We start from the raw sequence: 23,060 nt of genomic DNA, 5'->3' as shown, positions 1-23,060 counted from the left end.
TGGAGATGGCATGAGACGTGCGCGAAATTGGTGGGACACACCTCAGACTCCCGTAAGGCGTCTCGGTTTGCGAGAGTTCTCTGCCTCCCCTCCGGCCCGCCGGTCACCTTTCCCATGAGCGTCTTCGCGCATCCAAGTCGCCTCTGGTTGCTGGCCTTCGCGCCGATGGTCCTCGTCTGGATCCTGAAGGGGCTGCGACGGCGTCGCACCGACTGGCGGACCCTCGGCCAGGGGGGAAGGCTCCTCGGGGACGGCGCCCTCGGATGGCTCGGCGCGATGGCCTGCCTCGTGGTGGCGTTAGCTCAACCGCGTTGGGGACTCTCGCTGGCCTCGGCGCTTCCCCCCGGCCATGACGTCGTCCTGCTCATGGACGTCAGCCGCAGCATGGGGGCCGAGGATGCCGTCCCGAATCGGATGGGAGTCGCCGTCGAGTCGGCCGAGAGCCTCCTCGTCGCCCTCGGCCGCGGCCGTGGGAATCGGGTGGCGGTGGTCGCTTTTGAAGGGAGAGGGGTGATCCGATGCCCCCTCACCGAGAACCTCGGGGCTGCCGCCGACACCCTGCGATCGCTCCGTCCGGGGAGTGTCCGCCCCGGTGGTACCAATCTCGGCGCAGCACTCGAGGCGGGAATCGACGCCTTCGACTCTCAGGATCACGCCGAGGGCCGGACGATTGTTCTCTTCTCGGATGGCGAGGATCACGCGAACACCTGGCCGACGACCTTCGACCGGCTCCGGGCCATGGGGGTCGTCGTCCACTCGGTCGCGATCGGCGACGTCGAGCAGGGCCATCCGGTGCCCTCCTCGGCCAAGGAACCGGGGGCGCTGACCTATCGCGGCACCCCAGTGCTCTCCAAGCGAGACGACCGGCCGTTCGAGGCCCTGGCGAAGACGACCGGCGGTGCCATGGTCCCGCTCGGCCTCGCCCCGGCCGACCTCGGGAACCTCTACGTCTCGAAGATCGCACCGGTCGCCCGCCAGAGGCGTGAGGCGATCCGGCCCTCGGAGCGGACCGAGCGATTCGGCCTCTTCCTGGGGGCCGCCCTCGGTCTGGGACTCGTGGGATCCTGGCCGGGGAGGGGGCGTTGGCCGAGGAGCTACCGCTGGTTCTTGAGCCTCGGGGCCCTGGTCCTGGTCGCCGCGGACCCTGTCGGCGATCGCCTCGCGAGGGAGCATGCCGACGGGCGCTCGGCCTATGCGGCCGGACGATTCGTCGAGGCCCTCGCCGCTTTCGACCGATCGATTGGCCTGGCACCGAAGGACCCCGTTCCTCGGTTCAACGCCGCGGCCGCATTGTTCCAACTCGGCCGTTATCCCGAGGCCCAGGCCCGGTACCGAGAGGCTCGCGACCGCGCGAGTGCGGCGTTGCAGACCAAGATCGATTATGCCCTGGGGAACACGACGCTCGTCCTCGGCGACATTCCCGCGGCCGTGGCCTACTACGACGCCTGCCTTTCGTCAAGCGCCAAAGGGCCGGGTCTCGACGCCGTTCGAGACGACGCCGCGATCAACCGGCAGTTCGCCGAACGGCAAGCGAAGACCCCGCCGGTTCCCCCCGACCCCCAAGGCGATTCGCAGTCGCCCTCCGGGCGGTCGCGGGCTCCCAAGCCCTCCGGCGAAGACGACGGAGGACCGGGCGATCCCACAGCCTCCGACGACCCGACGGGAGGTGGCGACGACCCTAGGCGCGGCCCGCGGTCCGGACGTCGCGGGCCCGGGGGCGCCGGCGGGACCGGCTCGCCGTCGGCCAAAGGAGATTCGCCCGATCAACGACTCGCCTCGGCCCTCGAGAACGTCCGAGAATCGCGAAACCGTCGGATCGACGAAGAGGCCTCGGCTCCCGACAAGGATCGCATGGACTGGTGACCGGCCCCCCCGCACCGGGATGTCACGCGCTCAGATCACCGGGTTTTGAATCGACAACATGAACTTATCGGTGCGCCTCTCGCTCTCAGTCGTATTCATCCTCTCGAACTCCGGCTCATTGCCCGCACAGGCCCAGGATTCGGGTGCGTTACGGGTCCGGAGCCAGGTCTCGAAGGGGCCCTACTACGTGGGGCAAGAGATCCTCGTCGAGGTCGAGACCGTAGCGGAGAGCGAGCGTCCCCGGATCGTGCCCCCGAAAGTCACGGGGGCCGACTTGCATCTGGCGGATACGAGCCTGAAGCCGATCACCACGAGCGCGATCGGCGACTTCGTGATGGAGAAGATCAGCTATCGGTCGAAGTTTCGGGTTGTCCCGAAAAGTGCGGGGTTGTTGATCATCCCTCCCTTCTCCGCCAAGTGGGGCGAGCGGTCGGGGAGTTCCCGTCTCCTCCGCTTGAGCATCCTCGACGTCCCGTCGATCGGGCGGCCTCCTTCGTATCTCGGTGGAGTCGGACCGATCACTCTCGAGGCCGAGACCTTACCGGCTTCCGTGCGCTTGGGGCAGTCGTTCGAATTCCGGATTGCCGTGAAGGGGCCCGGATCTCGAGGGATGAGCCGTTCTCCCGTCCTGGAACGGTTCGACCGCGTCCCGCTCGGGTTGCGCGTCGAGCGTAAACCCGTCGAGGCCGTTGCCGAGCCGGCCTCACGTGTCTTTCGCTATCGAATCCGCCCGACCCGGACGGGAACGGCCACCTTGCCGCCCGTCGCTATCTCGACCTTTGACCCGCAGACCGCTCGGTTCCTGACCCGGGTCACCTCCGGGCTATCCGTACGCGTCGCGGACGTCCCTCGATTCGATCCGTCGACGCTCAACTACGAGCCGATCGTCTCACGGTCCTCTACGAGAGCCGCCGGGTTTGCCGCGGGGATTGCCGCCGCGTCGACGATCGTCTTGCTCGTCGTCGGCTGGATCGTTTACAGGCAATTCTCGTCGAGGCGGAGGGACTGGGCCACGCGACGAGTCCTGACGCATCTGACCCGACGTCTCGACGAGTCGGCCTCGGCCGAAGACGTTGGCCGTCGGATCACGGAGGGATTGGCGGAGTACCTCCATCTGAGGATCCGGAGACCCCGGGGAGCGCTCACTCCCGAAGAAGCCTGTGCCGGGTTTTCGAAGGCCGAAGGTGACGAGGCGATCGGTGGGAGCGCGGAACGGCTGGTCGCGCATTGCGATCGGGCGCAGTATTCCGGATACGGTCGCGATGCGCGATCGCTGATCGCCGAAGCCAAAGCCTGGCTGGAAGAGCTTTCGCGACTTCAGGGACGGGGGCGGGGCTCGGGTGGGGGGTGAAGACCGAGAGAGGCAGTCGAGACCGCGCCGGAAAGAGCGTCGGCGGTCGGAACTGCCTCTCCTTGCGAACCTGTCGAGAAACTTACCAGCGTGCAAATCACGGAAGCAAGGGGACGGGAGCTACGGGCGGGGTCATCTCAGGAGCCGTAGAGAATGGCGTCGGCTCAATGATCCCCGTAAGCGGAGCGCGTCCTGGCGGTGCTGTAGATCTGTCGGAAAGCCGAATCTTTCTTCGGTTGACGCCGGTAGGCTTCGAAACCGTCCAGGGGAAGGGTCGGGATGGTCTTGTTGATCAGGTTCTCGATCGCGGTCAAGGGTTCGCCCTGATCGGGGCAAACGAACATATAAGCGAGGCCGTCCTTGCCCATCCGGCCGGTCCGGCCGATGCGGTGGACATAGTTCTCGGCATCATCCGGGACGTCGTAGTTGATGACGTGGCTGATGTCGTTGACGTCGATGCCGCGGCCGACGACGTCGGTGGCGACGAGGACGGGGATGGTCCCGTTGCGGAATCCCAGCATAACGCGGTTGCGGACGGTCTGGGCGAGATCGCCGTGGATAGTGGCGACGCCCGCGACTTTGCCGCGGAGCTTTTCGGCGAGTCGTTCCGCCCCGCGCTTCGTCCGTGTGAAGACGATGCACTGGCGCGGCTGGTCGCGGCGGAGCAGGTGGACCAGCAAGTCGAACTTGCGGTCGTTCTCGATGGTGATGTAATACTGCTTGATCGTCTCGACCGAGGGCTCATCCTTCGACAGGTTCAGCTCGACCGGCTCGAACATATAACGCTGAGCCAGCTTGCGGATGTCGGCGCTGATCGTGGCCGAGAGGAGCAGGGTCTGGTGGGGATTCGGCACCTTGCGGAGGATCCGCTCGATGTCCGGACGGAACCCGATGTCGAGCATCCGGTCGGCTTCGTCCAGGACAACGTGGAAGATCTCGCCCAGGTAGAGCGTCCGCCGCTCGATGTGGTCGAGGACTCGTCCCGGCGTCCCAACGATGATGTCGACCCCGCGCTGGAGGGCTCGGAGTTGACGCTCGATCGGCTCTCCGCCATAGATCCCGCAAATCGCGACGTCCTGACCGGTGGCGAGCTTCTGGAGCTCGACGACGATCTGCTGGACGAGCTCGCGAGTCGGGGCGAGGATGATCGCCTGCGGCCCTTTGCCTCGGGCCTCGAGCATCTCGATCAGCGGAATCCCGAACGACGCGGTCTTGCCGGTGCCAGTCTTGGCCTGGCCAATCACGTCGCGACCGTCAAGAGCTTCGGGGATAAGCTCCGCCTGAATCGGCGAGGGAGTGACGTAACCGATGTGCTTCAGAGCCCGGAGCATGGGGGAGCTCAACCCCATCGAGTGAAAGCCAGGAGGAGAATCCTCCTCTGCGCGTTGAATCAAACAAACCTCCTAAACGGGTTGGAGAATGGACTTGGTCGCCGCCGTCTCACTGACCACAACGGTCAAGTCCTCTTGAGGATTTCTTCCATAATATCAGTTTAACACGTTTCCGTCAAAGGCAGTACGATCCTTCAGCCCAAAAGTTCAGGCGATCCGGTACCTGGGTTGGAACTCTTGCGATCAGGGGGGCCGCGGTCACTACCTCACGACGGATCTTCTTGAGCGGACAGTCTCTTCCGCAATTCCTCCGGCGTCATCTCGAGGAATTCCCCGAAGCCCAAGTCCGGGAGTCTCGAGCCGAGCAAGCCGTGCGGCGTCTCACCCATGCGACGGCCCGTCCGAAACCGTCGCAACTTCCAAATGCAGATGCTTCAGATCCAGTAACCCCTGCGTCATCTTCCGATGGCGTGCCTGCTGCATCCGCGCCACGCTGTTGACGCATTCCACGAGGCGGCTCGCTCGCGACACACCCCGGAGCACGCCCGGACCCGTCGCCACTCCTCACGCCAATCCGCGCTGGCCTTCGTCAGTTCGACCGTGCGGGCCTAGGCCCAAGCTCCCGTGGCGGCCGATCGCCGCCTCGGCTGCCGCCTCAGTCCCTCCAAATCCAACAAGGCCGCGACGACGTCGGGGGCCAATCCCAACTCGACCAACCGTCATGAGACTTGATCCAGGAAGGTGAAGCTCTCCCGGCGGAGCAGCAACCGACGAGTCTTGGCCCACGCCGCGCCGTCCAAGGCGGGCAACGATGCCGCCACCACCGCCTCGGCTCGGACCCGATCGTTGAGCCGACCTTCGGGGGTGAAGATCTCGAACGCCCCCTTGGCTCGTCCCCAGGCCTCCTCGGCGGCCACGGCTTGATCCCAGGCCCGCTCGGCGTGGCGCCGCAGCCGTGTGGTCGCCGTGCCATGCCCCTGGCGGGATCGTCCCTGGAGGCCTCGCGGGAGAGCGATTGCCGCGAGTACTCACGATCGCGGGCCATCCTCGGTAACGTCACCGTATCGTCCGCAGAGGACAGCGAAGGCGCTAGCGATGGGTTGTGGGATCGTGGACATGGGACGTCGCTCCGTCGAGGCCGATCGAGAGATCATGACTCGATTGCACACGTCCCGACGGGAATTGTGCACGGACGCCCCCTTGAACAAGGCCAGATCGGGATAGTCCCCATTATTCGTTCGCCGAAGGGCGAATCCTCCGCCGACGACGATGGAAATCTGGCCGAGGCCAAGACCTGATTTAAGCTCGTTCAGATCCAGATTTGATGTGACTTTGAGCGAGGAAAGGAGGGGAGTGGGAGTCGGCTGTTCGATCTCTTGCAGGTGTTAAATCTTACCCAAAAGGTGAAATTCCGACGATCCGGAGGCCTTCCGAAATCCGCGTGGTAGATTGAATTATCACCTTTGACTGAGGAACTCCGATGAACCACGCGGCGACCAGGATGTTACCCCGAACGGACGACACGGTGCCGTCCGAGCTGATGGATCTCCTCGACCGGATCAAGACCCAGCCATACGAGGTGCGCGCCGAGCTCGAGCCAATCCTCGACGAAGTCCTCGAGCATGCGAGGTTTCGGGGGAGGATCCTCTCGGTCGCAAGGGAAGCCCTCGAGCGGCTCCGGCTCGAACGCGACATGGCTCTGTTCGACCTCGATGCAACACGTCGCGAACGCGAGAGCCTGCGGCAACTCCTGGACGACGACCGCTGAGATTGTCGATCCAAGCACGTTCCGACGGAAACGGCTTGCCCGAGTCGGCTCGACCGACTCTTTCGGGGTTTGCTCGTGTTTGCCCTCAGGGCATCGGCTCTCGGAAGCCTCCGCTTGAGGCAAGGGTCATCGTCTCTTCGGTGGGTTCTGAGCGAGCCAGGCGGTGACGACCCGGCCGACTTGAACGAGGCTCGTGGCCGAGCAATTCTCGGGGATGTCTCGCGAGGTGTGCCAGTACGGGTAATCGAAGTCGATGAGGTCGATGGCCGGGATGCCGCCGTTGTTGAGCGCGAGGTGGTCGTCGAGGACGGCTCGGCCAACGCGGTTTCGGAAGGCGTTGGCTTTCAGGCGACGGGCGATGCTCCAGACCTCCTGGACGATCCTTGGGGCGAAGTCGAGGCTGTACGGCTCCTGGGAGATCCTCGCGTCTCGCCCGCCGATCAGGTCCAGGACGATCCCGGCATCATAATGGATTGGGTTCTTGCGCCCTTCGGCGTCTTCGACATAGACGCGTGCGAATTCCTTCGAGCCGAGAAAGTATTCGCCGTCCTGGCCGTAGACGAGCTCCTCGGCGTCGAAAAGGACGAGGTCGATCCCCCAACCCGTGGGGAGGTCTTTGAGGTGATGGGCGATTTCCATCAGGAGCGCGATGCCCGAGGCTGGGTCATTCGCGCCGATGAACGGGATCGCGCGCCGGGCGGGGTCCTTATCCTGGTCGGGGAAGGGGCGGGTGTCGTAGTGGGCCCCCACCATGACCCGCCGAGTTCGCTCGGGATGCCAGGAGCCGATCAGGTTTGCGAGCTCGATCGGTACGCCGGTGGTTGGGTGTCGTGACGAGAACCGCTGCTCGTGGACCTCGCCTCCCATGGCCCTGAAGTGCTTGGCCACCATCTCTCGGAGCTTGGCGTTGGCGGGAGTTCCCGCGGGCCTCGGGCCCATCGCGAAGATCGTCTTCAAGTAGTTGAACGCCCGCGTCCCGTCGATCGGGGCCGGTGTTGGCGCGACGTTCTCGCTCGCCTCGGAGGCGTTGTCCCAGTCCGCGAACGGGTGGAAGAGCGTCATGGACGAGCCGATCGCAAGGAGGACGGAGAGGCCGGCGACCGAAAGTTGCAGTTTGCGCCCGAATGGCATGAGGCTGCGCCGCGACATGGGATCGGCTCCAGAGATTGGGAAGCACGCCGCGCCATCATACGTCCCGCGGATTATCGTGTCAGGGCGGAATAGTCGCGAAGCAGGGCCGCGAGTCGTTCCATCGGCAGGCCGACCACATTGGTGAAGCTGCCCCCGACGACCGAGACGAAGGGGTCATGGTCCTGGACTCCGTAAGCCCCGGCCTTCCCCTCCCAACGTCCCGAGTCCAGGAACGATTGGCGCTCGTCATGTTCGAGCACCCGAAATCGGACGGTGCTCACCTCGACAGCCCCGACCCACTCGTCGCGATCGGCCCGATAGAGGCAAAGCCCCGTCAAGACCTCGGTATCCCGGCCTTCCTGGAGTCGAATCATCCGCTCGGCATCATCCCGGTGGATCGGCTTGTTGAGAATCTCCCCGGCGACGGCACACGCCGTATCGGCGGCGAGGATCAGGCCGGCTTGACGTCGGCGGGCGATGGTGGCGGCCTTCGTCCAGGCCAGTTGGCTCACGTATACGAGCGGCGAAGTCCCTGGCGGCGGCTCCGGCTCGTCGATGTCCGAAGGCTCGACCTCGAAGGTGTACCCGGCCTCAGTCAGAAGTTGCCGACGCCTCGGCGAGGCGCTGGCCAGGATCATCGTGGGAGCCATGGGCGAACGGAGCCTCTCGACGGCGGAAGGCGGCCAGCGGGCGATCCTATCGCCACTCGCCCCTTGCCAACAAGCCGGAAAGCGATGACTTTGTAGTCTCAAGGCGTGTCGAAGGGCTCAGGAATCGACCTCCATGAAACCTCGAGGACGACTCGTCGTCCTGGTGCTCCTGCTCGCGATGTCCCCCCTCCGTTCCAACGGTCAAGGTGCGTCTTCAGCCCGCGTAGTTGAGCAAGAGAACCGCGAGCGATTGGCCGGGCTCCTGCGCCCTCAAGAGCCCCTGGCCGTTCAGGAGGCTGCAGTCAGGAGGCTGGCCAAGTCGGATACCCCGAGCTTGCCCGATATCCTCCTCGACGGATGGCGGGGACATACTCCTCGAGTTCGACGGGTCATCCTCGACACGCTGCTCACTCGAGAATCCTGGACGTCGGCACTCCTCGACTCCCTCGAAGACACCTGTACGCCTCCAGAGGAACTCGAAACACGCGACCGCCGCCGCCTGCTAGACCATCCGAACCGCCGGATTCGAGCCCGGGCCGTCGCGATCTACTCGAATCGACCGAAACCCGAAGATTCGCCGATCGAAACGTGCCGCCTGGCCCTCCGAATCAAGGGAAATGCAGCGGCCGGTGAGATCGTCTTCCGAGAACGTTGCGCGGGGTGTCATCGGATCGCCGAAGTTGGGAGCGTCGTGGGGCCCGATCTCGCCTCGTTGAAGAATCAAACGCCCGTCGCCCTCATGATTGCCATCACCGACCCGAATCGATCGTTTGACGCCGGGGCCGTCGGATATCGCCTTCGAACTCGAAATGGATCGGAGCGGACGGGGTTGATCGTCGACGAGACCTCAAAAACCCTGACATTCCGAACCCAAGGCGGAAACGACGAGGTACTCTCCCGTTCGGCCATCGACCTGTTGGCCTCGACAGGGCAATCGCTGATGCCGGAAACGGAGGAGTCGGATTGGCGGCCGGAGACTCTTGCCGATCTGGTCGCATTCCTCGCGACACGAAGAACTGTCAATTCGGGCGAATAGTTTGTTGAGTCGTCACGAGTATAAATGATTTCATAAATTGATCTTGCCTCGGGCTCAGTTCAGGGGAAGGTGAAGACGAACCCCGAGCACTTCCGGTTGAATCAGATTTTCCCGGAATTTTAACTGTGATAATTTAAGCTATCTGTTGATGGAAGATCCGTGACTTGCTTCGGCCTCGCAACTCGTCCGAGGTCTCAGGGATTCGGGGAAACGACCCCTTGGCGAAGAGAGGATTGTGAACATGAATAAGATTTTAATTACAATGATCGGCTCTGCCCTATGGATGGCCATCTCGGAGGTCCAGGTCGTCGCGTCGGGGCCTTCCGTTGTCAAGACCGGTGGGCTCGAGGACTTCGAGGTGAAGTCGGCAGCCCTTGCGAACAGCAAGGTCGGGACGAACACGACGAGGCGGGCGATGGCCTATCTCCCTCCAGGTTACGGGACTTCGGCGCGACGGTATCCCGTGATCTATTATCTCCCGACCTCGTTCGAGGGATTCCGATCGGCCTTCAATCGCAATGACGGCTGCGGGTTCTTCGATCGCGAGATCTCCTCAGGTGTGATCGAAGAGTTCCTTTTCGTTTGCGTCGATATCGGCACCCCCCTCGCGAATTCCTGGGGAGCGAACTCGTCGGTCACGGGAAACTGGGAGGACTTCATCGTCAAGGAGGTGGTCACTCAAGTCGACTCCACCTTCAAATCCCGACCCGAGAGGAATTCGCGCGGGATTGTCGGCGAGTTCATGGGAGCCCACGCGGCGATTCGAGTGGCCATGGCGCATCCGGACGTCTTCGGGTCGGTTTACGGATTGCATCCCGTCGGGACCGGGTCGGGTGTCCAGATCATGCACGGTCGGCCGGATTGGGACCTCCTCGGCCGGGCCAAGTCCGTCGAGGAGATCAAGGGAAACGGCTTTTGCGTCATCTTCACCGGCATCTTCCAGGCGTTTCTCCCCAACCCCGACAAGTCACCTTTGTACGTGGATCTTGCGGCCCGTCGCGATGGAAAACGACTCGTGGTCGACAGCGAGCTCACTGAACGGCTTCGCCGCAATTTCTTCCTCGAGTCGTTGATTCCCCAACATGCCGAAAAACTCAAGACGCTTCGCGGCTTCAAGTTCGACTGGGCGCGTACCGACCAGAACTGGGACCACGTCTATTCCAACCAGGCCTTCACCAACAAGCTCAACGAGTTCGGCGTGCCCCATCAGGCGGAGGAGTACAACGGCATGTGGGTCGACGGCGACTGGACCCGCGACAGTCGCTTTGCCACCGACGTCCTCCCCTTCTTCGAGAGACATCTCGCATTCGACCGCCCAACGGACTAAAACTCGTCGGCGATGGACCACAGTCAGGAAGGGCAGATTTATCCGCGGATGACGCAGATTGACACAGATGAGATTTGGAGAGATTCGAATTTCATCGGTGTCAATCTGCGTCACCCGTGGATTGTCTTCTGTCTCCTGATATTAGCCTGAACTTGGGCCGTTAATTTTAAGAATGTTTATTTTTGTGATGCGTTGTGGGGATTCCTTCGCATGGCACGAGTCTCGTCGCCACGGGGGGGCTGGCTCATTGACCCTGGCAATAGGCGACCGCCGTCAGGGCATAAACCCGGGCGACGCGGACCAGGTCCTCGATTGAGACCCACTCGTCGATCGTGTGCTGGCCGCCTGCCCGGGGGCCGTGGGTGATCGCGGCGACGCCTGCGTTGGCCCAGAAGCTGTTGCCGTCGTCGACGAAGGGTTTGGGACCACTCGGTAGGGGTTGGCCGGCGACCGACGAATAGGCGTCCTGGAAATCTTGCACGACCGGGTCGTTTTCCTCGAGATGAAACGCGTCGCGGATGACGATCCACTCGCAATCGATGTTGGTCCGCGTCGAGGTCGCGACGTCCTCGAGAATCGACCGGAATTCCCGCTCGACGTCGAGATGTGAGGTGCCCGGCAGCCAGCGTCTCGTGCCCTGGAGCCAGCATTCCTGGGGATACTGGTTATAGATCTCGCCGCTGTGGATCTGGCCGATGAAAACGCTCGCGGGCCCGCAGATGGGGTCGGGATCGGCCGAGAGGCGTTGGTCGAGCTGGCCGAACGCACGCACCAACTCCGCGCCCGCCGCGATCACGCTGGGCTCTTCCCTGGGGCGCATGACCTCGTGGACGGGAGGGCCGTCTCGGCGAATGGTCAGCTTCCAGGTGGCGGCCCCTCGACCGCGAACGGCAAGCGTCTTGTGGGACGGCTCGGGGATGAGCACGGCGTTGCCCACGCACCCCTCTCGGATCATCCGGTCGAGTTGCCGACCGTCTCCCCAGGGGGCCTCGTGGAGGTCGTGGGCCGTCAAGAGGATCGACCCGCCGGACAGGGCCTCGGCGTCCCGAAGCGCCCGGAGCGCCTCCACGGCCGCGGCGACGCCCGCCTTCATATCGGCTGCACCGCTGCCGCGGATGAACTCGCCGTCGACGGTCGGCCGGACGAACGGAAGGTGCACCGTGTCGAGGTGACCGTCGAACTGCAACGTCCGACCGGGACGTCCCGTCGGGAATCGGACAACGACTGCGGGCGCCTCCGGGTATCCACCGTCCGGTCGTTCGACGAGAAAGCCGTCCGCCTCGAGGATCTCGGCCAGCCGATCGGCGGCTGCACCGGCCTCGCCGGTCCGACTGGGGACTTCGATGAGGCGGACCGCGGTGTCGATCAACCGCCGCCGGTCCACACTCGAGATCAAACGCTCGCGAAGGCTCGGTTCGATGTTCATGATCGAACGATGATAGTCGAGCGGTCGAGCCGTCTCCATCGTTTGCAGGACAGCGTGTCGGGCGAATGTCCGAGCGATGCCCTTCTTATGGGGACCATCGAAATCGGGAGGGGAGCCGTGAAACGACCGAGGCTCGGCCAATCGCTTCCGAGCCTCGGCATCGGAGCCGTCAACGCGGTGTCAATCTTCTGGATCAGGGCTTTACTTTCTTCTCAGAGGGCGTGGTGAGCGGAGGCTCCAGCTCGATCGTGGAATCGTCGTCGGGCTTGGATTCGATGACCGCCGACGGGGGACGCGACTCGATGACCGTCGACGGGGGGCGGGTTTCGATGACCGTCGAGGAGGGGCTGGATTCGATGACCGTCGCGCCTGGGCGAGTCTCGATCACCTTGACAGTCTTCACGATGCCAAGTTCGTCGACGACGCGCGAGACTCCGATCGTGTTCTGGACAAGGTCGACGAGACGGGTCCTGACCAGCTCATCGCGGACGGATCCTCGGAGGACCACCGAGCCTCCTGGTTGAGAGTCCAGCTGAATGGTGGATCCCACGAATTGCTTGTCCCACTCGATCCGCCGCGTGACCCGGTAGAGCACGTCGCGTTCCTGGGCGGTAACCTGTCCTCGAACGACTTCGGTCTCGACACGTGTGCGGATGTTCCTGCCGGCGTTGTCGAGGGCACGGCCGGCCCTTCGGAGCGGCCCATCCTGTCCGAACGTCGCCGACGAAACGATCGCAATCGTGAGCAAGGAGTGGCAAAGAGCCCGCAGCATGGACGTTCTCCGGCAAAATGATGTCTGAAGACTCGATGTCTTGGGAATGATGCGAGGATGTGCGTCATGGTGTGAGCGGTCATCCGTCGACTCAGGCCCTTCTCTGGAATCCGCCGAAACGGGAGGTAGGGCCGCCAGATCGATTTCCGCTGCGAACTATTTATCGCAATCAGCGTGCCAGTCAACGGGAATTGGCGAACTCTCCAATCGTCCGACACCTTCTAATTGGCCATCCCAGGCCTTTACGCGCGCCTCGAGGTCTTGCATCGTAGCCTTCGTCCTGGAGCGGAGGCCGGATCCACAGCGGACGTTCTTGCGTAACTTTTGTGCTGACATATTTCGATTCTTGTATTGAAGTCGGACTGCACGGATTGGAATCAAGTGTAAGTGCTCCAGCGACTTGGACCAGGTGAGTCGGGGTAGGTTATCGACCCGGACGGCCCCGGCGACTAGACTTGGAATTCGACTAGGTCCGCCTACCCTCGCGAGCCGTCCCACCGCAGCGATTCCCCGCATTGGCGTGACCATGACCTTTGGCCTGGCCCGGAGCATCCTCGTGAAACGATTTTTCCCGTTGTTGGTCGGGCTTTCGAGCCTGATCGGCGCGTCGACGGCCCTTGCCGCCGATCCTCCCAAGATGGCGCTGAAGGACGGCGACCGGATCGTTCTGATCGGCGACACGTTCATCGAGCGAGACCAGAAATACGGCTACCTCGAGACCCTGTTGACCCTGCAGAATCCGGACAAAGCTCTCGAATTCCGGAACCTGGGTTGGAGCGGCGACACCGTCTACGGCCACGCCCGGGCCGGGTTCGGGACCCCGGTGGATGGGTTCCGGCTGCTCAAAGAGCACGTTCTTGCCCTCAAGCCTTCGGTGCTCATCGTCGGGTACGGGATGGGTGAATCCTTCGACGGCGAGGCCGGCCTCTCTCGGTTCGACGAAGGCCTCAATACTTTGCTCGACACCCTCGCCCCGACGGGAGCCAAGGTCATCCTGCTGTCGCCGATCACCCATGAAGACATGGGACGGCCACTCCCCGACCCGGCATCTCACAACAAGTCGCTCCTGCTCTATAGCAAGGCCATCGAATCCATCGCGCAGAAGCGAGGTGCTCGCTTCATTTCGCTCCAAATGGACCCCGAGACGCGAAGTGCGAAGGGGATCCGCAGGCCGCTCACGGACAATGGCATCCACCCGACCGACTTCGGCTACGCCCTGCTGGCCAAGATCATCGCCGGGCAGTTCCAGTCCGCCACGACCTCTTCGTCTTGGTCCGTCGATCTGGTCGTGGGCGGCGCGTTGGCCAAGGGGGATGTTTCGAGCAATCCCAAGGTCTCGGGCCAGGTCTCGTCACGCGACGGAGTCCGGTTCGAAACGACCGATGCCGAGTTGCCCGAGCCGAGGACGGTCGCGGCCCTGGCCGCTTCGGAGAACACGGGTGCGTCGGCTTCCGGTCGAAGTTTGAAGGTCAAAGGGCTGGGCACCGGGCGCTTCGCCCTGAAGGTCGACGGCCGAGTGGTCGCGGTGGCCGAGGCCGACGACTGGGCCAAGGGAAAAACCCTCCCGGCGACGACCCCCGAGTTCGCCCAGGTCGAGGCACTCCGCGCCACGATCAACGACAAGAATCTCCTGTATTTCCACCGCTGGCGTCCCCAGAACGAGACCTACCTCCTCGGGTTCCGCAAGCACGAACAGGGGAACAACGCGAGGGAGATCCCGCTCTTCGACCCGCTCGTCTCGGAGAAGGAGCAGGCGATCGCCAAACTGCGCGTCCCCAAGTCCCATGTCTATGAATTGGTGCGTGAAAGCGAGGTGGGCAAGTGAGCTGGCGACGTTTCTCAATCGTGACCGCATGGGCGGTCCTCGGGCTCACCCCGGCCCTCTACGCCCAGCGTGGGCTCAGTAACATCCCCGACCCGGATCCGGAGCTCGAGCGGCAGTCCTTCCAGGTCGCCGAGGGGTTCGAGGTCAACCTCTTCGCGGCCGACCCGATCCTCGCGAAGCCCATCCAGATGAACTTCGACTCGGACGGCCGACTCTGGCTCGTCAGCTCCGAAGTCTATCCCCAGATCAAGCCCGGGCAAACGGCCAACGACAAGGTCGTCGTCCTCGAGGACGCCGACGGCGACGGCCGAGCCGAGAAGACGACGGTGTTCGCCGACGGCCTGCTGATCCCGACCGGCATCGAGCCGGGGGATGGCGGCGCGTATGTGGCCAACAGCACCGAGCTTCTCCACTTCAAGGACACCGACAAGGACGGCAAGGCCGACTCGCGTCGGGTGGTCCTCTCGGGGTTCGGCACCGAGGACACCCACCATATCCTCCACACCCTTCGCTGGGGATATGATGGGATGCTTTATTTTAACCAATCGATCTACATTCACAGCCACATCGAGACCCCCCACGGGGTGAAGCGATTGGGCGGCGGCGGGATCTGGCAGTTCCGTCCCGAGACGATGGAACTCGACGTCTTCATCCGGGGGCTCGTCAACCCCTGGGGCCACCACTACGACCGTTTCGGCCAGTCGTTCGCGACCGACGGCGCCGGCGGCGAAGGGATCAACTACTGCCTGCCGGGAGCCTATTACTTCACGGCCCCCGACGCGGTGCGAATTCTCCAGGGGCTCAACCCCGGCAGCCCCAAATACAGCGGGGCCGAGGTCCTCAGCGGACGGCACCTGCCCGTCGAATGGGCCGGTAGCATCGTCACCAATGACTTCCGAGGCAATCGGGTCTGTCGGTTCGTCCTCAGCGACGACGGTGCGGGGTTCGCCTCGCGCGAGCAGACGGAGTTGATCAAGACGAGGCACGTCGCGTTCCGCCCCATCGACGTCAAGGTCGGGCCTGACGGCGCGATCTACATCGCCGACTGGTACAACCCGATCATCCAGCATGGCGAGGTCGACTTCCGCGACCCACGCCGCGACCACACCCGGGGCCGCATCTGGCGCGTCTCGGCCAAGGGGCGTCCGCTCGTCCCCCGTCCGAAGCTCGTCGGGGCGTCGACTTCGAGCCTGCTCGAGTCGCTCAAGGCTCCCGAGGACTGGACGCGACTCCACGCCAAACGCGTCCTCAAGGATCGCGGAGCGAGCGTCCTGCCCGAGCTCGCGACTTGGGTCAAAGGGCTCGATCCCAAAGACGCCGACACCGAGCATCGACGACTCGAGGCCCTCTGGACCTACCAGTCGCTTGATGTGGTCGAGCCCGACCTCCTCGCCGCACTCTTGCGTTCGAACGATTCGCGCGTCCGCGCGGCGGCGACGCGGGTGCTCGCCCATTGGATCCCGCGAGTTTCCGATCCACTCGGACTGCTGGCGACCCAGGTGGCCGACGAGAATCCCCGCGTCCGCCTCGAAGCCGTGCGTGCCCTCGCCCGTATTCCGCAGGTCCGGTCGGCTGAGCTTGCCATGAGGGCCCTCGACCAGACGGTCGACCGGTTCCTGGACTATGCCCTTTGGCTGACCGCCCGCGACCTCCAGAACGTCTGGCTCCCCGAAGTCCAGGCCGGCCGCTTCGATTTCGGCGGGAACAGTCGTCACCTCCTCTTCGCCCTCCAGTCGGTCAACACGCCGGGGATCGTCAGACCTCTCGTCGAAGCCCTCCGTGCGGGACGAATCCCGAAGGCGGAGGAGGACAGGGCGCTTTCGATGATCGCCTCGCTCGGCGAACCTCGCGACCTGGCCATGATCCTCGACCTCGCCGTGAACCCCGGCGACACTCCGGCCCCGCGCCGGGCGGCCTTGTTGGATTCGTTGATCAAGGCGACCCGTCAGCGTAAAGTCCGCCCCGAGGGCGACCTCGTTCGGGTTTCGCCCTGGCTCGAGAGTAATGACGAGACACTCCGCCGGGCCGCCGCCGGCGCCGTTGGCCTCTGGCAAGTGGAATCGTTGCGACCGAAGCTCGTCGAGATCGCCAGGAACGAGACGACCTCGGACGCCCTCCGTCTCGATGCGATCGAGGCCTTGACCCACCTCGGCGGTCCCGAAGGCCGTCGGACGGTCGAAGAGCTCGCCGGCCCCGACTCGCCGGGTCGAGTCCAGGCGTTGGCGATCGGTGCCCTCGCCGCGATCGACGCCAATGCCGGAGCGGCCCGCGCGGTGGATCGACTCTCCAAGGCGAAGGACGGGGCCGGCGTCGACCATCTGCTCCAACGGCTCGTCCAGCTCCGTGAGGGGCCCGACGCCCTGATCGCCGCACTCGAAGGCAAGACGCTCCAGGCGGACGTCGCCAAGGTCGCCATCCGAGCTATCCGCAACTCGGGACGAGACGCCACCAAGCTCGTCGACGCCCTGTCGAAGGCGGGCGGCCTCGGGTCGAGCGCGCAGCCCCTCACCCCCGAGCAGATGTCGCAAACTGTGGCCGAGGTGATGAAGTCAGGGAACGCCGCGCGGGGCGAGGCGATCTTCCGCCGGAAGGACGCGGCCTGCCTGAAATGTCACGCCATCGTCGGTGCAGGGGGGCAGGTCGGCCCGAGCCTCGAGAGCGTCGGTGCCAGCGCGCAGGTCGACTACCTCGTCGACTCCCTCCTCCAACCGGGCAAGGCCGTGAAGGAGAACTATCACGCGGTCGTCGTCGCCACCGCCGAGGGCCAGGTCATCACCGGGATCAAGGTCCGCCAGACGGACTCGGAACTCGTCCTCCGAGACTCGGAAGACCGCGAGGTCGTCGTCCCCGTTTCTTCGATCGATGAGCAAAAGCCCGGCGGCTCGCTGATGCCGGCGGGTCTGACGGACACGCTGACGCGTGGTGAATTCCTCGACCTCGTCCGGTTCCTCTCCGAGCTCGGCAAGATCGGGCCTTACTCCGTCAGCAAGGCTCGAGTCGCCCGGCGCTGGCAGGTCCTCGACGTCACTTCCGAATCCGGGACCGCCGCCCACCACGGCAACCTCGATTCGCTCCTCGCGGGCAATTACGCCCTGTCCTGGAGCCCGGCCTACAGCCAGGTCTCTGGCGTCCTCCCGCTCGAGGTCCTTCCCGTGCTCCGGACCCCGGGAAACCGCGTCGGCCTCGCTCGGGCCCAGCTCGACGTCTCGACCGCCGGCAAGATCAAGCTCGCGTTGAACTCGGTCGAAGGCCTGAAGCTCTGGGTCGACGGCACCGCCGTCGAGCCCAAGTCCGAAGCCCTCCTCGACTTCAAGGCCGGTGCCCACATCCTGACCATCGCCGTCGATCTCGACCGACGCAAAGACGGGCTCCTCTACACCCTCGAGGAAGTCCCCGGGTCGCCGGCCAGGGCCCAGTGGCTCGTCGGCAAGTAATCACGATCCTCGAAATCGACGAACGCCTCGTCCGGCCACTCTCCGCGGCCGGGCGAGGCGTTCTCGTTCGTCCTCTGGGACTCATCAGGGATGAGGGGAAGGAGAGGGGCCAATTGATCAACAGATGACGCAGATGGACACAGATTTCTTAAATCAGATTTTTTAGAATCTGCGTCCATCTGCGCCATCTATTGATCAATCGTTACTCCCCGGATTCCATCCGTGGTCAAAACCCCCGGCGACGAGATCAACCTGATCGCCCTCAGATCCAGGGCGAGCATCGACCTTATTCGATGTCAGGGGATATTGAAGAGATACCCCTTGTTGTCGGACGCCGCGATGGCGACTTGCTTGCCGTCGGGGCTCCAGGAGACACCGTAGGCCATGGTGTTGGGGGCGATCTTCTGGTGGAAAATCGGCTTGGCGCCGTCGACGTCCCAGACGTAGAGGTTGCCCCCATAGCCGATCGAGGCCAGGCGCTTGCCGTCGGGGCTGAAGGCGATCGAGTAGACGTCGTCGGGGTGGCCGTCGAGCTTGGCGAGCTCCTTGGCGTCGGCGACGTTCCAGATACGGATCGTCTTGTCGACGGATCCGGAGGCGAGCTTCGCGCCGTCGGGCTGGAACGCGAGGCAGTAGACCGCCGCGCCATGGCCGGTCCCCTTGCGGAGTTCCTTGCCGTCGGCAGGGTTCCAGAACTTGACGAGCTTGTCGTCGCCCCCGGTGGCGAGAAGGTCGCCCTTCGGGCTGAAGGCGACGGAGTAGACGACGTTCTCGTGGGCCTTCTCGATCGCCCGGACCTGGGCACCCTTCTCGACGTCCCAGATCCTCGCGGTCTTGTCGGCGGCGCCCGTCGCGGCGAGCTTCCCATCAGGAGACCAGGCCACGCTGTAAACCTGCCCTTGGTGACCCGCAAGATCTTTGAGCGCCCCGACGGGGACGATGCCCCAGAGCTTGATCGTCTTGTCTTCCGAGGCGGTGACCAGAGTCGCGTTGTCGGGCAGGATCGCGACGGCGGTCACGGGTCCGGCGTGCCCGGAGATCACTTGGCGCTCGGCCTTGGCTGGGTCGGCCTGGGTCAGATCGAAGAGCTTGGCGGTGTTGTCGGCCAGGCCGACGAGAAGGAGTTTGTTGTCTGCCGAGGTCGCCAGCGAGAGGGCCTGGTTCGGTTGGGCCGGATACGTTGAGAGGAGCTTGCCGTCGGCCACATTCCAGGTCTTCAATGTCTTGTCGGCCGAGGCCGAGAGGAGCTTGGCGCCGTCTTTGGTGATGGCGAGCGCCTTGACGCCGTCGGTGTGACCCTCGAGGGCCCTCACCTGGTTCCCCGTGTTGGGGTCGAAGACCCTGACGGTCTTGTCGGCGGAGGCGGTATAGACCTGGGATCCGTTCGGATGGATCGCGAGTCCGAAGACGGGCCCTTGGTGTCCGGCGAAGACGCGGACGGCAGCTGGTTTCCAGACCCGTAGCTTATTATCCCCGCCCGCCGAGACGACGGAGGCGTTGTCGGGCAAGATCCCGACGCCAGCAACCGCTGACGCATGGGCCCCGAGCTGCTCGAGCTCGCGTGCCCCGGCGACGTCCCAGAAGCGGACGGTGTTGTCGGCGGAGCCGCTCGCGAGCCGATTGCCGTCGTTCGAGAGCGCCACGGTTTGGACGGGGGCGTAGTGGCCGGCGAGCGTCGCGACGTTCTTGGCGTCGGCGACCGTCCAGACCTTGATGGACTTGTCGGCCGAGCCCGTCACGAGCTTCGCGCCGTCCCGGCTCACATTCAAGGCAAGCACCGCGTCCCCATGCCCGGCGAAATCGCGGAGCGACTTGCCCTGCGCGACGTCCCAGACCTTGGCCGACTTGTCCGCCGACGCCGAGATCAGGAGGTTTCCGTCGTTGGGCGCGAACTCCAGGGCGTTGACCTTCGCGGTGTGCCCCGCGAGGGCCTTCACGATCTTCCCGTCCGCGGCGTTGATGACCTGGATTTGGTTGTCGGCGCCCGCCGCGGCCACCTGGCTCCCGTCGGGGCGGAAGGCGAGGGATGTGATGGGGGAGGGGAGGGGATCGGTCTTCTTGACCTCGGCCCCGTCGGCCGCGTTGACGATCTGCACGACGTTATTCCCGAAGGCGAGGGCGAGGAGACCCCCATCGGCCTTGAACGCCAACGCCACGACCGGTTGTTCCGAGGCCGGGAGTTCCTTGACGAGGGCCCCGTCGGCCGCATTCCAGACACGGACGACCTTATCGGCCCCGACAGTCGCGACCCGGGACCCGTTCGTGCTCGAGGCGAAGGCTCCGATCGGTGCCTTGGCGTCGACGACCTTGGGTTCCGTCACGGGCAACTGCCAGAGTCTGGCCAGGCCGTCGGAGCCCGCGGAGACGAGCTGGGTGTTGTTGGGCAGATAGGCCAGGCCGAGGACCGTGTCGGACGGGGTCTCGATGAGCCCTTGGGGCGCGAAGTCGGCGGCGTTCCAGAAGCGAATGGTCCGCGCCTTGTCCCCCGAGGCGACCTGGGCGCCGTCGGCGCGCCAGGCGACGCTCTCGACGTCGCTGGCGTGTCCCGCGAGGTCCTTGAGCGGAGTGCCGGCGGCGAGGTCCCAGACCTTGACCACATTGCCGGCCGCCGCGGCCGCTTGCTTGCCGTCGGGCTTCACCGCCAGGGCATGCACGGCCGCGCTATGTCCCGTGAGCTCCTTGGACGCACCGGCGCCGGGGACTTGCCAGACCTTGGCGGTCTTATCAAGGCTTCCCGAGAGGATCCGCTTGCCGTCGGGCGACGGGGCCACGGTCAGGACGAGGTTCGTATGCCCCTCGAACTTCTTCAATTCCTTGCGCGTGGCGGCATCCCAGAGCCGGACCGTATTGTCGAACCCGCCGGTCACGAGGGTCTTACCGTCGGGACTCCAGGCAATCGTGTAGACCGGGTCGCTATGCCCGTCGAGGGTCCCTACCAGCGTCGCCGCTTGCTGTGCAAGCGCGATTCCCGTCGTGGCCAGGGTCGTCAGGGCGACGGCGACCCACCTCGCGCGGTGCTTTACGATACCAAACATGGTACGACTCTCTTCGTTCAGGTACGTGGAGCCCGGGAGGGGACGAGCGGGAACTCCCCGCCCGGAATCCGGGTCTCGCGCAGCCCGTTCGCCCCGCCTCAAGGGTCCACGGCCGTGGGGTATTCATCCCTTGTTGAACATAGACGGCCGACGCGGCGGTTGCAAGGTTCTCCCGCGTCCACACGGATGGCGGCCAATCTTGAAATTGGCTGGTTCATGTCTACATTTTATGAAATTGGGGAGTCGTTATCTCGGGAAGGGACGCGAGGAATTGGGGCGGGGTGCGTGGGAAATCCCGAGCCGATTCTGATAAGATCGGATCCATGGAGTTCACAGGGCAGGAGGGGGGCGCTCGAAGCGAAGCCGACGCCACTCCCCCGATGATCCAGCGGCTGGTGGGCGAATTCACGGGCGAGCCGCTTCGGCTGGCCCGTGAGAGCGCCTTGCTGCTGATCCTCAGCACTCTCGACCTCTTGATGACGTATGCCCTCTTGCGTCGAGGGCTGCGGTTTTACGAGTCCAACCCGGTCGCCGACTGGTGGTTCGCGCGCTGGAATATGGCGGGGATGACGGCGTTCAAATTTCTCGTCGTGTCCGTGGCGATCGTCGCCTGCGAGGTCGTGGAGCGGCGAAGGCGGGGGCTCGGGCGCAAGGTCGTCCGGTTCGGGGCCCTGGCCGCGGGGCTCGTGGTCGCGTACAGCCTCGCCCTATTCTTCCGGGAGGCGATCCTGGACTTCGATTCGACGCCGATCCGGAACACGTTTGATGCCCCTTCACGCTGAAGATTCGTCCTCGCCAGAACCGGCCTCCCCCCATCCGCCGGCACGACATGACCCCTACGCCGCCCTTCGACTTCGCGACTATCGCCGATACCTGCTCGGCTCGGTCGTCTCGATGGTCGGCGGCCAGATCCGCGGGGTCGCGGTCAACTGGGAGCTCTACGAACGGACCGACTCGGCGGTCGCCCTCGCGCTCGTCGGCCTGATCCAGTTCCTCCCCGTACTCCTCCTCACGCTCCCGGCCGGCCACGCCGCCGATCGTTATCGGCGTAAATACGTGATGGTCGCCGCCCAGGCCGTCTCGGGCGTGGCGGCGCTCGGGCTCGCCCTCACGTCCTGGACGTCCGGGCCGATCATCCTCTCGTATGTCTGTCTATTGATCGCAGGCGTTGGCAGAGCCTTCGGGGCCCCGGCGCGCTGGTCGCTCCTCCCCGAGGTAATCCCGACGTCCTTGCTCAGCAATGCCGTGACGTGGAACAGCAGCGGGATGCAGGTGGCCTCGGTGGCAGGCCCCGCGCTCGGCGGGTTGGTGATCGCGATCACCGGAGGCGCCCCATTGGCCTACCTCCTCGACGCGTGCTGCTCACTCGTGGTTGTCGCGTCGATCTTGTCGGTCAAGACCTCGGACTCTCCCCGGCTCAACGAACCGGTCTCCCTCGAATCGCTCCTGGCGGGCTTCCGATTCGTCAGTCGTAACGAATTGATCCTCGCGACGATCACGCTCGACCTCTTCGCCGTCCTTTTGGGTGGGGCCACCGCCCTCCTGCCGATCTTCGCACGGGACATCCTGCACATTGGGCCCGTCGGGCTCGGCTGGCTCCGAGCCGCCCCATCGATCGGGGCCGTCGCGATTGCCCTGGTCATTGCACACCGACCACCGCTCCGGAGCGCGGGGATGGCCCTCCTCTGGTGCGTCGTCGGGTTCGGCCTGGCAACCGTCGTGTTCGGCCTCTCGCGCAATGTGATTCTCTCGTTCCTGATGCTCGCGTTGACGGGGGCCTTCGATAATATCAGCGTCCTCGTCCGCTCGACGCTCGTCCAGGTCCTCACGCCGAACAGCATGCGAGGCCGAGTTTCGGCGGTGAATGCGATCTTCATCGGGACGTCGAACGAACTCGGCGGATTCGAGTCGGGCATGACCGCGAGATTGTTCGGCCCGGTGGCCTCGGTCGTCGGCGGTGGGATTGGTACGATCCTCGTCGTCTTCGCGGTCGCCCTCATCTGGCCGCGGATCCGCCACCTCGACTCCCTCCACGACGCCAAGCCGATGGACGAGCCCGCACCCGCGACATGATGAGGGTCGGCGGGCTCGTGCCGAAGGCCTCGACGTTC

At 64.6% G+C, this 23,060-nt stretch carries 16 protein-coding genes; 9 read left to right on the top strand and 7 right to left on the bottom strand.

Annotation, left to right across the window (positions count from 1 at the left end):
• Positions 1–114 precede the first annotated feature (114 nt).
• Complete coding sequence (locus ACYOEI_RS05005) at positions 115–1,863, top strand: VWA domain-containing protein (RefSeq protein ID WP_462848226.1); 1,749 nt, start codon at positions 115–117, stop codon at positions 1,861–1,863.
• 58 nt (positions 1,864–1,921) lie between these two features.
• Positions 1,922–3,214 (top strand): hypothetical protein, encoded by a 1,293-nt coding sequence (locus ACYOEI_RS05000; protein WP_462848225.1) that lies wholly within the window; start codon positions 1,922–1,924, stop codon positions 3,212–3,214.
• Between the two features lie 164 nt (positions 3,215–3,378).
• Here ACYOEI_RS05000 and ACYOEI_RS04995 read toward each other — a convergent pair whose 3' ends face one another.
• Complete coding sequence (locus ACYOEI_RS04995; RefSeq protein ID WP_462848224.1) at positions 3,379–4,545, bottom strand: DEAD/DEAH box helicase; 1,167 nt, start codon at positions 4,543–4,545, stop codon at positions 3,379–3,381.
• A 719-nt stretch (positions 4,546–5,264) separates the two neighbouring features.
• Complete coding sequence (locus tag ACYOEI_RS04990) at positions 5,265–5,462, bottom strand: hypothetical protein (RefSeq protein WP_462848223.1); 198 nt, start codon at positions 5,460–5,462, stop codon at positions 5,265–5,267.
• 563 nt (positions 5,463–6,025) lie between these two features.
• Between ACYOEI_RS04990 and ACYOEI_RS04985 the strand changes: the two genes are divergently transcribed.
• Positions 6,026–6,313 (top strand): hypothetical protein, encoded by a 288-nt coding sequence (locus tag ACYOEI_RS04985; RefSeq protein WP_462848222.1) that lies wholly within the window; start codon positions 6,026–6,028, stop codon positions 6,311–6,313.
• 126 nt (positions 6,314–6,439) lie between these two features.
• Here the strand turns inward: ACYOEI_RS04985 and ACYOEI_RS04980 are convergent, their stop codons facing one another.
• Positions 6,440–7,462: a M28 family peptidase gene (locus ACYOEI_RS04980; protein WP_462848221.1), complete on the bottom strand. Its 1,023-nt coding sequence runs from the start codon at positions 7,460–7,462 to the stop codon at positions 6,440–6,442.
• A 53-nt stretch (positions 7,463–7,515) separates the two neighbouring features.
• Positions 7,516–8,094: a Maf family protein gene (locus ACYOEI_RS04975; protein WP_462848220.1), complete on the bottom strand. Its 579-nt coding sequence runs from the start codon at positions 8,092–8,094 to the stop codon at positions 7,516–7,518.
• 133 nt (positions 8,095–8,227) lie between these two features.
• Here ACYOEI_RS04975 and ACYOEI_RS04970 point away from each other — a divergent pair, with 133 nt between their 5' ends.
• Positions 8,228–9,130, top strand: a complete 903-nt coding sequence (locus ACYOEI_RS04970; RefSeq protein ID WP_462848219.1) for a hypothetical protein — start codon at positions 8,228–8,230, stop codon at positions 9,128–9,130.
• 241 nt (positions 9,131–9,371) lie between these two features.
• The gene (locus tag ACYOEI_RS04965; protein ID WP_462848218.1) at positions 9,372–10,457 is read left to right on the top strand and encodes an alpha/beta hydrolase-fold protein; all 1,086 of its coding nucleotides are present in this window, start codon (positions 9,372–9,374) and stop codon (positions 10,455–10,457) included.
• A 244-nt stretch (positions 10,458–10,701) separates the two neighbouring features.
• On the opposite strand, the gene ACYOEI_RS04960 is transcribed toward ACYOEI_RS04965, so the two are convergent.
• Both ACYOEI_RS04960 and ACYOEI_RS04955 read right to left on the bottom strand, forming a co-directional pair.
• The gene (locus ACYOEI_RS04960) at positions 10,702–11,883 is read right to left on the bottom strand and encodes a M20 family metallopeptidase (protein WP_462848217.1); all 1,182 of its coding nucleotides are present in this window, start codon (positions 11,881–11,883) and stop codon (positions 10,702–10,704) included.
• Between the two features lie 193 nt (positions 11,884–12,076).
• Positions 12,077–12,655 carry a BON domain-containing protein gene (locus ACYOEI_RS04955; RefSeq protein WP_462848216.1) on the bottom strand — a complete coding sequence of 193 codons (579 nt, stop codon included), beginning with the start codon at positions 12,653–12,655 and terminating at the stop codon, positions 12,077–12,079.
• 556 nt (positions 12,656–13,211) lie between these two features.
• Here ACYOEI_RS04955 and ACYOEI_RS04950 point away from each other — a divergent pair.
• Together ACYOEI_RS04950 and ACYOEI_RS04945 are read left to right on the top strand one after the other, a co-directional pair.
• On the top strand, positions 13,212–14,480 hold the full coding sequence (locus tag ACYOEI_RS04950; protein ID WP_462848215.1) for an SGNH/GDSL hydrolase family protein: 1,269 nt from the start codon (positions 13,212–13,214) through the stop codon (positions 14,478–14,480).
• The gene (locus ACYOEI_RS04945; protein WP_462848214.1) at positions 14,477–17,914 is read left to right on the top strand and encodes a PVC-type heme-binding CxxCH protein; all 3,438 of its coding nucleotides are present in this window, start codon (positions 14,477–14,479) and stop codon (positions 17,912–17,914) included. The genes ACYOEI_RS04950 and ACYOEI_RS04945 overlap by 4 nt, the downstream gene beginning before the upstream one ends.
• Before the next feature lie 296 nt (positions 17,915–18,210).
• Here the strand turns inward: ACYOEI_RS04945 and ACYOEI_RS04940 are convergent, their stop codons facing one another.
• A complete protein-coding gene (locus ACYOEI_RS04940) occupies positions 18,211–20,949 on the bottom strand; it encodes a WD40 repeat domain-containing protein (protein ID WP_462848213.1) in 2,739 nt (912 codons plus the stop codon).
• Positions 20,950–21,272: 323 nt separating this feature from the next.
• On the opposite strand from ACYOEI_RS04940, the gene ACYOEI_RS04935 reads away from it, so the two are divergent.
• Positions 21,273–21,731 (top strand): DUF5658 family protein, encoded by a 459-nt coding sequence (locus tag ACYOEI_RS04935; protein WP_462848212.1) that lies wholly within the window; start codon positions 21,273–21,275, stop codon positions 21,729–21,731.
• The gene (locus tag ACYOEI_RS04930; RefSeq protein ID WP_462848211.1) at positions 21,715–23,022 is read left to right on the top strand and encodes an MFS transporter; all 1,308 of its coding nucleotides are present in this window, start codon (positions 21,715–21,717) and stop codon (positions 23,020–23,022) included. Before ACYOEI_RS04935 ends, ACYOEI_RS04930 begins: the two co-directional genes overlap by 17 nt.
• The last annotated feature ends 38 nt before the right edge of the window (positions 23,023–23,060 follow it).

It is taken from the genome of Singulisphaera rosea (genome assembly GCF_054877945.1).
Note: the sequence above shows the minus strand (reverse complement) of the source record. Positions and strands in the feature narration are given on the sequence as shown.

Bases quoted from the DNA above. Each gene is read 5' to 3' on its own strand.
- ACYOEI_RS04960 (WP_462848217.1), bottom strand. From the start codon at position 11,883: ATGAACATCGAACCGAGCCTTCGCGAGCGTTTGATCTCGAGTGTGGAC.
- ACYOEI_RS04980 (WP_462848221.1), bottom strand. From the start codon at position 7,462: ATGTCGCGGCGCAGCCTCATGCCATTCGGGCGCAAACTGCAACTTTCG.
- ACYOEI_RS04930 (WP_462848211.1), top strand. From the start codon at position 21,715: ATGCCCCTTCACGCTGAAGATTCGTCCTCGCCAGAACCGGCCTCCCCC.
- ACYOEI_RS04940 (WP_462848213.1), bottom strand. From the start codon at position 20,949: ATGTTTGGTATCGTAAAGCACCGCGCGAGGTGGGTCGCCGTCGCCCTG.
- ACYOEI_RS04985 (WP_462848222.1), top strand. From the start codon at position 6,026: ATGAACCACGCGGCGACCAGGATGTTACCCCGAACGGACGACACGGTG.
- ACYOEI_RS04970 (WP_462848219.1), top strand. From the start codon at position 8,228: ATGAAACCTCGAGGACGACTCGTCGTCCTGGTGCTCCTGCTCGCGATG.
- ACYOEI_RS05000 (WP_462848225.1), top strand. From the start codon at position 1,922: ATGAACTTATCGGTGCGCCTCTCGCTCTCAGTCGTATTCATCCTCTCG.
- ACYOEI_RS04995 (WP_462848224.1), bottom strand. From the start codon at position 4,545: ATGCTCCGGGCTCTGAAGCACATCGGTTACGTCACTCCCTCGCCGATT.
- ACYOEI_RS04965 (WP_462848218.1), top strand. From the start codon at position 9,372: ATGAATAAGATTTTAATTACAATGATCGGCTCTGCCCTATGGATGGCC.
- ACYOEI_RS04955 (WP_462848216.1), bottom strand. From the start codon at position 12,655: ATGCTGCGGGCTCTTTGCCACTCCTTGCTCACGATTGCGATCGTTTCG.
- ACYOEI_RS04975 (WP_462848220.1), bottom strand. From the start codon at position 8,094: ATGGCTCCCACGATGATCCTGGCCAGCGCCTCGCCGAGGCGTCGGCAA.
- ACYOEI_RS05005 (WP_462848226.1), top strand. From the start codon at position 115: ATGAGCGTCTTCGCGCATCCAAGTCGCCTCTGGTTGCTGGCCTTCGCG.
- ACYOEI_RS04935 (WP_462848212.1), top strand. From the start codon at position 21,273: ATGGAGTTCACAGGGCAGGAGGGGGGCGCTCGAAGCGAAGCCGACGCC.